The sequence below is a fragment of the Dolichospermum heterosporum TAC447 genome (assembly GCF_024584745.1).
GTDB lineage: Bacteria > Cyanobacteriota > Cyanobacteriia > Cyanobacteriales > Nostocaceae > Dolichospermum > Dolichospermum heterosporum.
In genome coordinates, this window is the sequence record NZ_CP099464.1 from 1,068,506 (window position 1) to 1,081,677 (window position 13,172).

A 13,172-nucleotide genomic window follows, 5' to 3' on the forward strand; every position below is an offset into this window, starting at 1 on the left:
ATATAGGTCAGGATGTTGCGTTGATGCACTTGAAAAGGTGTTAAAAAACAGTATAGCAAAATACAGGGTAAGCAAGATGCCTACCCCACAAGGTGTTAACTTAAAGATGTTTGCAATTCAGTTTTCGCAGTTTCTAAAGCCTCCGGTAACTTACTTGCGTCACGTCCCCCAGCTTGCGCGAGGTTGGGTTTTCCACCACCACCACCACCACAGATTTTAGCTATAGTTCCCACAAATTTCCCAGCTTGGACACCTTTTTTATTCACTTCAGAACTAAAAGCTGCAACGATACTCACTTTTCCGGCTTCGGGAATAGAACCTAAAACTACAGCACCATTACCGATTTTTTGCAGCAATCTTTCCGCAGCGTCTTTTAATGATTCTGCGTCAATATCTTCCAGTTGAGAAACAATAATTTTATGTTCTCCGATGATTTCCGCAGTTTGTAATAAGCTGTCAGATTTAACTATTGCTATTTGTGATTTCAGGCTTTGAATTTCTTTTTCGTTGTTGCGAAGTTCGGTTTGTAAAGTTGTGATTCTGTCGGGGATTTCTTCGGGTTTGACTTTAAAGCGATCGCACAAATCCTTTACAACTATATCACGCACATTCAAATAATCCAATACCGCCGCCCCAGATACCGCTTCTATTCTTCTCACTCCAGAAGCAACTCCAGCTTCAGCAATGATTTTGAAAACGCCAATTTCCGCAGTATTATTAACGTGAGTTCCCCCACATAATTCCATAGAAACGCCAGGGAAATCAATCACCCGCACTTGATCACCGTACTTTTCCCCAAACATTGCCACTGCACCTTTAGCTTTCGCTTCGGCGATAGGCATCTCTTCTATTGTAGCAGGATGAGCTTCAGAAATCCAACTATTTACTAATTCTTCAATTTGGATAACTTCCTCAGCAGTTAAAGCGCGGGGACAGTTAAAATCAAAGCGCAATCTATCAAAAGAAACCAAAGAACCAGCTTGAGAAATTCCTTCATCAACAACTTTCTTTAAAGCAGCTTGTAATAAATGAGTTGCTGTATGATTAGCTTGAGCGCGACGACGACAACCCCGATCAATTTGGGCGGTAATTTCATCACCAACTCTAATTGTTCCCCGTTCAATGCGTCCGAAATGAATAAAGAAATCAGATTCTTTTTTCACATCTTCAATTCTGACTAAAATACCATCACCGGATATATATCCTTTATCACCAATTTGTCCGCCAGATTCAGCATAAAAAGGCGTTTTATCGAGAACAATTTGCACTTCTGTTCCTGCTTCTGCTGCTTCTTCAGAAACACCAGCAACTAATAAAACTTCGATTTTTGCAGTTGTTGTTAATTGGGTATAGCCAATGAATTGTGTAGAGTGAATATGTTCTGCAAGTTTATCCAAAGAACCTTGTACAGTTAAATCTATGGTTTCGTGTGCAGCTTTTGCGCGTTCTACTTGTTTTTGCATTTCTGCATTGAAACCATCAACATCAACAGTAATGTGATTTTCTTCAGCAACTTCTTGGGTTAATTCTAATGGGAAACCGTAGGTATCATAGAGAGTAAAAGCACTTTCACCACTAATAGAAGTTAATCCTTTTTGTTTTACCTCTTGGATAATTTCTGCTAATAGCTTTTCTCCTCTATCAAGAGTTTTCAAGAAATTACTTTCTTCTCTTTGTAATTCCGCTTTAATAGCAGCTTCTCTTTGTCGCAAATTGGGGTAAATTGATTCCGAAAGAGAAATGGCGGTTTCTGCAACTTGGTTAATAAATTCTCCAGAAATTCCGATTAATCTGCCATGTCTAACGACGCGACGAATCAACCGCCGTAAAACATAACCTCTTCCCACATTAGAAGCGCGAATTTCATCAGCAATCATGTGAACCACAGAACGGACATGATCACCAATTACCTTTAGGGAAACTTGCGTATTTTCATCACTTTGATGATAATCAATTTTGGCAATTTTTGCCGCAGTTTCAATAATCGGGAAAATCAAATCTGTTTCATAATTATTCGGCTTCTTTTGCAGGATTTGCGCCATTCTTTCCAAACCCATTCCCGTGTCAATATTCTTATTTTGTAACGGGGTTAAATTTCCTGACGCATCCCGATTATATTGCATAAATACCAAGTTATAAAACTCGATAAATCGGGTATCATCTTCTAAATCAATATTATCTTCACCGCGTTCTGGGTGAAAATCATAATAAATTTCCGAACATGGACCACAGGGACCAGTAGCACCAGATACCCAGAAATTATCATCTGCACCCATGCGCTTGATACGTTTTTCCGTTACACCAATGGTATCGCGCCAGATGGTAAAAGCTTCATCATCATCTTCAAACACACTGACAACCAGATTTTGAGGAGAGAAACCAAAGACTTGAGTAGATAATTCCCAACCCCAAGCGATCGCCTGTGGTTTAAAATAATCACCAAAGCTAAAATTCCCCAACATCTCAAAAAATGTATGATGACGGTGAGTGCGTCCTACATTTTCGATATCATTGGTACGAATACACTTTTGTGAAGTCGTAGCGCGTTTAAATTCCGGTGTCCGTTGTCCCAGGAATATCGGCTTAAACGGTAACATACCTGCGATCGTCAGTAGCACAGTCGGGTCTTCAGGAACAAGAGAAGCACTTGGAAGCGGTTGGTGTCCCCGTTGAGTGTAGAAATCGAGGAATAATTGACGAATATCGTTACCGCTAAGAAACTGGGGAGTTGAAGACATGAGTAATTACAAAAATAATTTTACAGGTGAAAGACCTATATTCTACAAGTCCAGAGACATTTCATGAAACCTCTCCAGATTCTCTCTGCGCCTCTGCGCCTCTGCGTGAGATAATTATTTGCAAACACTCCACAACAGAAACCCGTTCTCTCATTGCTACCACCAAAGCTTGATAACTCTCCCAATTCTCCTGAATCAAAGTTTTAGACTGAAGCAAATGAAAACGCTGTTTTTGCTGATAACCTGCTTCCGAAAAACCAATAACTTGTAAAATTTCAGTTAACTTACTTTTATCATCATTACCACCTTCAGACGAATTAAAAACCAAAGTTTCCGCCGCAATTCCCGCCATCCAAATAGTACAATAACGGTCTAACATTTGGGCGCTAATTTTTCCATTTTCTATTTGTGCTGTTAACTCACTATCTTCTAAAGTTATTCCCCCTTGTCCTGGTTGTCCTTTTTTCCAAGCTTCCCAAGCGCTAAGAGTGTAACCAGTTACCGGAATTTCTAATAGGTGAGCCACGAGAAAATGACCAGCTTCATGATGTAAAATCCGTTCTTTATATTCTGGAGAAAATCGCGCTACTAAGTCTAATACTATCGTTCCTCCTTTGCCTTGAAAGCTGAAATTATCTAAAGTTGCAATTCCTAAAAAAGTCACTGTAGCTAAAGCAGGTATCGTTGGGGAAAGATGTATTAATGGTCCTAACAGGCTGGAAAAAGTCATCAGAAAAACAGAGATAGCAATCAGATTTATCGCAGTTTGGCTCATGGGAGTTTTTTAATATAAGTTACTTAAATATAACAGAATATAGATCCCCGACTGCTTCAAGAAGTCGGGGATCTGAGCATCTTGAACATTGCTATAATAAATCTATACTACATTCCGTAAAAAATTATCTCAAAACTATGCAATCTCCATTAAATATTCTCACCGTTGAAGAATACTTAGAAGCCGAGAAATCTAGCGATATTCGCCATGAATATGTAGCCGGACAAGTTTTTGCAATGGCGGGTGCAAGCGAAGAACATAACCTGATAGCTGGTAATATTTACGCTATACTACGTCCCCATTTGCGCGGGAGTTCCTGTCGTGCTTTTGTCTCAGATATGAAAGTAAAACTCAAAATCAGAAACGCTAATATATTCTACTATCCTGATCTGATTGTTACTCGTGATCCTGAAGATAACGAAAGGTACTTTAAAACTCGTCCTAATTTAATTATAGAGGTTTTATCTAATTCAACTGCAACAACAGACAAACGCGAAAAACGCATTAATTATCAAACTATAGACAGTTTAAAAGAATATATTCTAGTTTACCAAAATCAAGTGAAAGTAGAAGTTTATCGTCAAGATGATCAAGGAAATTGGTCAACAGAAGTATTAGGAACAGATGATAAATTACATTTAGAATCAGTTAATTTAACTTTGACAATGGCAGATGTTTATGAAGATGTAGTAATTAATACTTAGCAATATCACTTATTCCTTAGCAGTTAAAATTTCTGGTTCTTGTGTGCTTTTATGTCCGTCCACGCCATATTTATCCAAAATAGTTAAAGTTTTATTAAATTTCAGCTAATATTCGTCACTATAACATCAAATAGTTTAGTATATTTGGTTGCAGAATAGCATAGTAGATTGTCAATTAAATTACTGATATCAACACCAATGAAGCCATTTTTACCTCAAAATGACCCAAATCCCACACAACGACAATCTTCCCTAGAGAAAGGTCGCAAAGAGTATGAATTTAGGTATGATTTTTTGCCTCCTATGGCGATGCTCAAAAACGTACCTCCCTCTGAGAATTTTTCTACCAAGTATATTGCTGAACGGACAATAGAGACAGCAGAACTTCCTAGCAATATGATGGCTGTCAAAGCCCATGCTATGTGGGACCCCTTAGATGAATTGCAAGACTATGAAGACTTTTTTCCAGTTTTGCAAAAACCTAATGTGATGAAAAATTATGAAACAGATGATTCCTTCGCCGAACAACGGCTTTGTGGCGTGAATCCTGTGGTTTTACGGCAGATTAAGCAAATGCCCGTCAACTTTGCCTTTACCATCGAAGAATTGCAAGCTAAGTTTGGCAACTCTATTGATTTAAGAGAAAGACTGGCAACCGGAAATCTCTATGTAGCTGATTATAGACCTTTGGCGTTCATTCGAGGTGGCACTTTTGCCAAAGGGAAAAAGTATTTACCAGCACCACTAGCCTTCTTCTGTTGGCGGAGTTCAGGCTTTCAAGATCGTGGTCAATTAGTACCTATAGCGATTCAAATCAATCCTAAGGAAGGAAAAGCCAGCCCCTTGCTGACCCCTTTTGATGACTCTTCTACCTGGTTTTATGCCAAGTCCTGTGTGCAAATTGCTGATGCTAATCATCATGAAATGAGTAGCCATTTATGCCGGACTCACTTTGTAATGGAACCTTTTGCTGTTGTTACCCCTCGTCAATTAGCCCAGAACCATCCGCTGAGAATATTACTAAAACCCCATTTCCGGTTCATGTTGGCTAACAATGATTTAGGTCGTCAGCGGTTGGTGAATAGAGGCGGTCCTGTTGATGAATTATTAGCGGGAACTCTGCAAGAATCACTGCAAATTGTTCTAGACGCTTATACAGATTGGAGATTGGATCAGTTTGCGCTACCAACAGAACTCAAAAATCGCGGTGTGGATGATGTGAAAAATTTGCCCCACTATCCTTATCGGGACGATGGGATCTTGTTGTGGAACGCGATTAACAAGTTTGTGTTTAACTATTTGGAGCTTTACTACAAGAGTCCCGCAGACTTGACAGCAGATGTCGAACTACAAGCTTGGGCGCGGGAATTAGTGGCTCAGGATGGTGGTAGAGTCAAGGGGATGAGCGATCGCATTGATACTTTGAAACAATTAGTAGAGATTGTTACTACTATCATTTACACTTGTGGACCCCTGCATTCTGCTGTTAATTTCCCCCAATATGAATACATGGGTTTCATTCCCAATATGCCTCTGGCTGCTTATCAACCAATTAAAAAAGAAGGGGTTTGTACCCGCAAGGAACTGATAGATTTTTTACCAGCTGCCAAACCAACAAGTAGCCAATTAACAACTGTATTCACACTCTCAGCCTATCGTTATGACAGACTAGGATATTATGAAGAGGAAGAATTTGAAGACCCCAATGCTGACGATGTTGTGAATAAATTCCAGCAAGAATTGAATGTGGTGCAAAGAAAAATTGAGTTGAGCAACAAGGGACGTTTAGTAAATTACGAATACCTACAACCCAGACTTATCCTCAACAGCATCAGTATTTAACTGACCGTAGAATAGACAAAACCCCATTTTTAATAAAATTAAAATGGGGTATTTTATTCGTCATCATTCACTATAAACACATTTGCATAAATAAATCCTACACAAAAATGTTCTCGTTCCCATACTCTGTATGGGAATGAATTACGGAAGGCTCTGCCTTCATTGACTACTAAATTATTGAGGCAGAGCCTCTAAATGGCATTCCCAGTCGGAGACTGGGAACGAGATAACTTAAGAATCCATTTCCGCTAATTCTAACCAGCGTTCTGTGGACAATTCACTATAAACACATTTGCATAAATAAATCCTACACAAAAATGTTCTCGTTCCCATACTCTGTATGGGAATGAATTACGGAAGGCTCTGCCTTCATTGACTACTAAATTATGGAGGCAGAGCCTCTAAATGGCATTCCCAGTCGGAGACTGGGAACGAGATAACTTAAGAATCCATTTCTGCTAATTCCAACCAGCGTTCTGTGGACAAATCAATATTTTTCTTCAGCATTTCTACCTCTTCGTACAACTTCTGCACTTGGCTATAGTTTCCAGCTAGAGTTGCTAATTTCCTTTCTACTGCTGTTTTATCTGCTTCTAACTTGGCAATCTTTCCTTCCAATTCTTCAAATTCCCGTCTTTCCCAATTGGATAATCTGCGGCGTTTTTTAGTCTCTGTAACTGGAGAAATAACTTTCTCTTCGACAATTACAGTTTTTTGTGTCTCTTGTTTTTCTGCTTCCTCAGCTTTTTTATAATCTAAATAAATGGAATAATTCCCTGGATATTGACGTAAACCTCCACCTTCTTCTAAGGCAAAAATTCTATCTACCGTCCGATCTAAAAAATAACGATCATGAGAAACTACAATTACACAACCATTAAAATCCTCTAGATAGTCTTCTAATACCGCCAAGGTCTGGACATCTAAATCATTAGTCGGTTCGTCCAAAATCAACACATTGGGCGCACTAATGAGAATACGCAATAAATATAAACGGCGTTTTTCTCCCCCAGAAAGTTTATTAATGGGTGCATATTGTTGATTTCCTGGGAACAAAAATCTCTCTAACATTTGGGAAGCCGTGATTTTCGTACCGTCGGATATTTGAATAAATTCCCCTTCTTCCTTAATATAATCAATCACTCGTTGATCTTCATTTACCGCCGTTAACAATTCTTCTGAATGTTGGTTAAAATAACCAATATGAATTGTAGTCCCAATTTCCACACTACCAGAATCTGGTTTAATTTTGGCAGTCATAATATCCATTAAAGTAGATTTTCCTGCACCATTACCACCAATAATGCCAATCCGATCTTCTGGACTAAATTGATATGTAAAATCTTTAATTAGAGTTCTACCATTGTAGCCTTTACTAACATCTTTGAGTTCAATAACCTTCTTACCAATCCGCCTACCAACGGTAGAAATATCAACTTTGCCATTAAGTTGTTTAAACTCAGTATCTCGCAGTGCATGAGCGCGTTCAATTCTGGCTTTTTGTTTGGTACTTCTAGCTTTGGGTCCTTTTTTTAACCATTCTAATTCCCGCCGTAAAATCCCTTGATGTTTCCGTTGAGTGCTAACGGCAGATTCTTCAGCTAAGGCTTTCTTTTCTAAATAATAGGAATAATTACCTGTATAATTGTAAATATCACCTCGATCAATTTCGATAATTCTATTAGTAACTTTATCTAAAAAATAACGATCATGAGTAATTAATAAAAGTGCGCCGCGATAGCGATTTAAATAACTTTGTAACCATTCTACTGATAAAGCATCAAGATGGTTTGTTGGTTCATCCATTAACAACAAATCTGGTTCTGATATCAAGGCTGCTGCTAAAGCAATCCGCTTGCGATATCCCCCTGATAATGTGCCAACTTTCACATCAAAATCAGCAATTCCTAATTTTGTTAAAATGATTTTGGCGTTGGTTTCTACTTCCCAAGCACCCGTCGCATCCATCCGCTGCATTACACTAGAAAGACGAGACATTAACTGACTATCATCGGGATAATGTGCCAATTTATCAGATAATTCTTCATACTCTCTGACGAGGTTCATTTGTTCACCACTGTCAGCAAATACCTGTTCTAAAACAGTGTGATTTTCGTCCATATCTGGTTGTTGGGGTAAATAAACAATTTTTGCCCCAGAATTAACTAAAATTTGCCCACTATCAATTGATTCTAACCGAGCAATCATTTTTAATAGAGTTGATTTCCCAGAACCATTAGTGCCAATTAAACCAACTTTGTCATTAGTATCTAGACTAAAATTAGCGTCTTTTAAAAGTTCTTTAATTCCAAAATCTTTCTTAACTGATTGTAAGGTAACAATGCTCATATTATGCGGTAATTAGTGATTAAGAAGAGGGCGGGCAATGCCCACCCTACAGATGATTGTCAATGAAATCCTAGACAAATAAATCGAGGGGTAAATGTCCATACATCTCGTTAACTCCTCCCTCTTGATAGGACTGGCAAGATACTAACACTCCCCGATGATGCCCAGAATAGGAATCGAGATAACACAAGCCATTTTTGCCATTTAATTTGATATAAACTGGTCCTTCTGGATGTGGTAAATCAGTTGGTGCTTGATAACCCAAAGCGCGAGAATAGGTTTTCATGGCTAAAATTCCCTCTTCGGCTGTATCAGCACAAATACCTAAGATTTGATAATCGGTAAGGCTGGTGAGAAAAATTAATGCCTCACGAGTGGGAACTTTTTCTGACGGTTTAAGAATGGGGGCAATATCCAGACAGTTAAATTTGTTGAGTATTTTCTTGGCTTCTGGGAGTGAGAGTTGCTGATGATTGGGAGTAGACATAATATTGATTTGTCTAGTTTTACGTCTGGTTCTGGTTTCGGGAGGGGGATTTGCTCACGTTAGTGGCATTTTTGAACAAAATCAAGATTGATATGGCATATTCCCTGAGTTTTAGTAGGAATTTTTGCTGTATTGGTAGTCTTCACTGAAAATTAGCACATCTGGTTGATTGACAAGGTTATTATACCCTGCTGTTTGCGGCTGGGAACAATAATTTTAGCGACAATATTTTCTAATATAATTCCCAAAAGTGAAGTTTGCCAAATTACAAGTTACCAATTTCTCAAAATTATCTCTGCTGTTCCTAAAGGAAGATAACTGTATCTATTGCTTCAATATTGATAAGAAATTAACTCAATTATATGGTAGTATTAGCTGCAAGTAATTATTAATTAATGTGGCTATGCCATTTAAATCTCTCCGATTATCAAAAAGGCGTGAACATTCTGTTCGTCCCCTCCAGCGTCTATTTAAATATGGACATCAGTATGTTAAACAAATTCGTCTGGCTATTGGTGCTTCTATCCTCAATAAAGTTTTTGACTTAGCACCCCCTGTATTAATTGGGATTGCGGTGGATGTGGTTGTTAAGCAACAAGATTCTATCATTGCCCGGTTAGGTGTAAAAGATATTTATGGGCAATTTCTGATTTTATCCTTGTTGACGGTGATTACTTGGGTGTTGGAGTCATTGTTTGAATATGCCTATAAGTTACTATGGCGCAATTTGGGGCAGAATATTCAGCATAATTTAAGACTGGACGCATATAAACATTTACAAGAATTAGAATTAGCTTATTTTGAAGAACGCAGTACCGGTGGTTTAATGTCTATTCTCAGTGATGATGTTAACCAATTGGAGCGGTTTTTGGATGTGGGCGCAAATGATATTATCCAAGTCACTACTACTATTATTATTGTGGGGACTGCGTTTTTTATTTTAGCTCCTAGTGTGGCTGGGATGGCAATTTTGCCTATGCCATTTATTCTCTTTGGTTCGATAATTTTTCAGAAATTTCTAGCTCCTCGCTATGCAGAAGTTCGGGAAAAAGTAGGGTTACTAAATGGCAGATTATCTAATAATTTGAGTGGGATTACCACTATTAAAAGTTTTACAGCAGAAGCTTATGAAGCCGCGCGGGTAGAATCAGAAAGTAATGCTTATCGTCAAAGTAATGCTAAGGCGATCGCCTTATCTGCGGGTTATATTCCGATTATTCGGATGTTCATTTTAATCGCTTTTACCATCTTGCTATTATTTGGCGGGATGGCAGCAGTAGAAGGCAGATTGGCTGTAGGTGCTTATAGTTCTTTGGTGTTTTTAGTCCAGCTTTTACTGTGGCCATTAACCAGGTTGGGAGATACTTTTGATTTATATCAAAGGGCAATGGCTTCTACTAATCGAGTGATGGATTTGTTGGATACTCCGATGGCAATTCATACCGGAAATATTGATTTACCTGTAGATATGATTCGCGGGACTTTGGAATTTCAAAATGTGAGTTTTGCTTATCACAACAGAAACCCAATTATTCACAATTTATCTTTGGAAATTCCCGCAGGACATACAATTGCGATTGTGGGTGCAACTGGTTCAGGAAAAAGCACCTTAGTTAAACTATTACTGCGATTTTATGAGGTGCAAAATGGAAAAATTACTTTGGATGGGATTGATTTACAACAATTAAATTTGCGAGATCTACGCCGCGCTATTGGTTTAGTCAGTCAGGATGTGTTTTTATTTCATGGTACAGTGGGGGAAAATATTGCCTATGGCACTTTTACCGCTACCAACGAAGATATTATCATGGCGGCGAAAATAGCCGAAGCTCATGATTTTATTATGAGTTTGCCCCAAGGTTATGAGACAATTGTGGGAGAACGGGGGCAAAAGTTATCTGGAGGACAAAGACAACGGATTGCGATCGCTCGCGCAGTATTAAAAGATCCACCAATTCTCATCCTAGATGAAGCCACCTCAGCGGTAGACAATGAAACCGAAGCCGCAATTCAGCGTTCTTTAGAACGGATTACGGTCAATCGTACCACAATAGCGATCGCTCACCGTCTTTCCACCATTCGTAATGCTGATTGCATTTATGTCATGGAACATGGCAAATTAGTCGAAGCCGGAACTCACGAGCAACTATTAGAGAAAAATGGCATTTATACAAGTCTCTGGCGTGTGCAATCTGGGTTAAAATAAATGTCATCTCAAAAATATCTTGTAGGGTGCGTCAGAGTTATAATATTTTTTAATATCCACAGATTTTTATGTCTGACACACCCTACTTGTATATGATTTATTGCCAAGTCTAGTGTGTGCAATCTCGGTTAAAATAGAAAAAATAAAATTACCAATTAATCATCATGTTTAGTATTCCCCAACCCGAAACAGCAGAGAATAAATGGCGAGGACAGTTAGACAGATTTGTCAAAAACAATCAACCAGAACTAGCCGCACTTTTTTGGGGATTGTGGTTAGAAAATGGTAATAGTCAGGGAACTATTGGGATTGATTTACAACCAACTCCCCATTTTGTCTATTGTCCCCAAACCGAAATAGAAAAATTAAATGAACGAGTTGAAAATCGTCTCCAAGAAATTTTAGGAATTATTGATAATAACAAACCTGAAACAGAAGTAGTTATGATTGGCATTGGGAAAGGAGAAATTAAGTTAATTCAATTTGCACCTAAATCATCACCAGAAACTTGTTTTCAGGAAATGGGAAAAAATGTAGATGAATTGTTAGATTTACTAGAACAGCGATTAGTTGAGCAAATTAGGGATTGATATAACCATTGATATAGATCAGGAAAAATCTAAGATCCCCGACTTCTTTTATTTGTTGTGTCCGCAAATTATAAATTAATGTCAGAACTCGGGGATCTGGGTATACAGGAGTGCTATAACTGAATACTTACGGAAAAATACACAAACGTACTAATAACTTGGTTTAATTAAGAAAAAGAGGTATCACCAGAAAGATGATGATTTTGGCTCAAAGCTTAACTATTGACTCGGTTTTAGTAAACAACTGTATCCAGTTCACAACCTGGGGATTTTCCTCCCTCTTACTGGCGGAAGTTGTCAGAGATGCTTATCATGCTTTGTGCCACCAAATAACATGGTTAGCAAAATGGCACAATAAACATCATGCTGTGTACCGTCGAGATTTAACTTTAACTTCGCAAAAAGCCTACGTAGATTCCCAGTTGTATCACGATATCGTCGAATCAGTCATCCTAGTAATCATCTTAACAATAATTGCCTTACTAGCGCATCAATGGGGATTATGGTTAGGAGTCGCTTATGCTGTTACTTTTTTATACGGTGCATCACTCCGATATTTCCAAGGAACAATAGACACAGACTACAATCATTTACCCGGAGCATTAGACAAAATTCCTTCCGTTTGGTGGGTAAATAGAACCTATCATTGGCGGCATCATTTTGATGATGTTAATGCTTACTATAGTGGTGTATTTCCCCTAGTGGATAAAATACTAGGAACAGGACTTTCTCTCAAAGGTAAAACCGTAGCATTAACAGGTGCTTCTGGTGCATTAGGACAAGCATTAGCAGCAGAACTATTAAAGCATAATGCCAAAGTTGTGGCATTAACAACCAATCCTGAAAAAATCGCAATTCAAGAGCGGGTCAAAATTGTAAAATGGGAATTAGGTAATGAAATTCAACTAAAAGAAAGTTTAAATAAAGTTGACATTCTCATTATCAATCATGGCGTAAATGTGTATGGAGATAGAACTTCTAGTGCCATTCACAATTCCTATCAAGTTAACACTTTTTCCGCGTTGGAACTGATAGATGTCTTTTCTGCAACTGTCACAGGACCCCAAGACAAAGCCAGCAAAGAAATTTGGGTAAATACTTCAGAAGCGGAAGTTTCCCCAGCATTAAGTCCCTTGTATGAACTCAGCAAAAGAGCATTAGGGGATATTGTCACCCTCAAAAGATTAGATCAAACTTGTGTCATTCGCAAATTAATTTTAGGACCATTCAAAAGTCAATTAAATCCCTATGGTGTCATGTCAGCAAATCAGGTTGCCAAGGGAATTGTATTTTTTGCCAAACGGGATTTCAGAAATATTATTGTCACAGTAAATCCTTTGACTTATATCCTATTTCCCATCAAAGAATTTAGTACCTGGTTGTACTATCAGATTTTTAGTAAATAAGTCAGAATCAGGATGTCCAGGATTTAAGGATGTACAGGATTTTATTGATTTTTTACCTGATGAAGATAAATGTAA

Annotated in this window: 9 protein-coding genes; 5 read left to right on the plus strand and 4 right to left on the minus strand. The window is 38.2% G+C overall.

What is annotated here, in order from left to right:
- Positions 1-95 precede the first annotated feature (95 nt).
- Entirely contained in the window at positions 96-2,738 is a 2,643-nt protein-coding gene (gene alaS, locus NG743_RS04835) for an alanine--tRNA ligase (RefSeq protein ID WP_027404623.1), read from the minus strand.
- A gap of 61 nt (positions 2,739-2,799) precedes the next feature.
- On the minus strand, positions 2,800-3,513 hold the full coding sequence (locus NG743_RS04840) for a hypothetical protein (protein ID WP_027404622.1): 714 nt from the start codon (positions 3,511-3,513) through the stop codon (positions 2,800-2,802).
- 137 nt (positions 3,514-3,650) lie between these two features.
- Between NG743_RS04840 and NG743_RS04845 the strand changes: the two genes are divergently transcribed.
- Positions 3,651-4,217 carry a Uma2 family endonuclease gene (locus NG743_RS04845; protein ID WP_257121613.1) on the plus strand — a complete coding sequence of 189 codons (567 nt, stop codon included), beginning with the start codon at positions 3,651-3,653 and terminating at the stop codon, positions 4,215-4,217.
- 198 nt (positions 4,218-4,415) lie between these two features.
- Positions 4,416-6,059 carry a lipoxygenase family protein gene (locus tag NG743_RS04850; protein ID WP_027404620.1) on the plus strand — a complete coding sequence of 548 codons (1,644 nt, stop codon included), beginning with the start codon at positions 4,416-4,418 and terminating at the stop codon, positions 6,057-6,059.
- Between the two features lie 441 nt (positions 6,060-6,500).
- Here NG743_RS04850 and NG743_RS04855 read toward each other — a convergent pair whose 3' ends face one another.
- Positions 6,501-8,408, minus strand: coding sequence for an ABC-F family ATP-binding cassette domain-containing protein (locus NG743_RS04855; protein ID WP_027404619.1), 1,908 nt, complete (start codon positions 8,406-8,408; stop codon positions 6,501-6,503).
- A 70-nt stretch (positions 8,409-8,478) separates the two neighbouring features.
- On the minus strand, positions 8,479-8,895 hold the full coding sequence (locus tag NG743_RS04860; RefSeq protein WP_027404618.1) for a DUF1824 family protein: 417 nt from the start codon (positions 8,893-8,895) through the stop codon (positions 8,479-8,481).
- A gap of 403 nt (positions 8,896-9,298) precedes the next feature.
- Here NG743_RS04860 and NG743_RS04865 point away from each other — a divergent pair, with 403 nt between their 5' ends.
- From NG743_RS04865 to NG743_RS04875, 3 genes are all read left to right on the plus strand, one after another.
- Positions 9,299-11,101: an ABC transporter ATP-binding protein gene (locus tag NG743_RS04865; protein ID WP_193962495.1), complete on the plus strand. Its 1,803-nt coding sequence runs from the start codon at positions 9,299-9,301 to the stop codon at positions 11,099-11,101.
- Between the two features lie 164 nt (positions 11,102-11,265).
- Positions 11,266-11,691, plus strand: a complete 426-nt coding sequence (gene ccmS, locus NG743_RS04870; RefSeq protein ID WP_257121614.1) for a beta-carboxysome assembly chaperone CcmS — start codon at positions 11,266-11,268, stop codon at positions 11,689-11,691.
- Positions 11,692-11,888: 197 nt separating this feature from the next.
- Positions 11,889-13,097 carry a bifunctional sterol desaturase/short chain dehydrogenase gene (locus NG743_RS04875; protein WP_257122121.1) on the plus strand — a complete coding sequence of 403 codons (1,209 nt, stop codon included), beginning with the start codon at positions 11,889-11,891 and terminating at the stop codon, positions 13,095-13,097.
- The last annotated feature ends 75 nt before the right edge of the window (positions 13,098-13,172 follow it).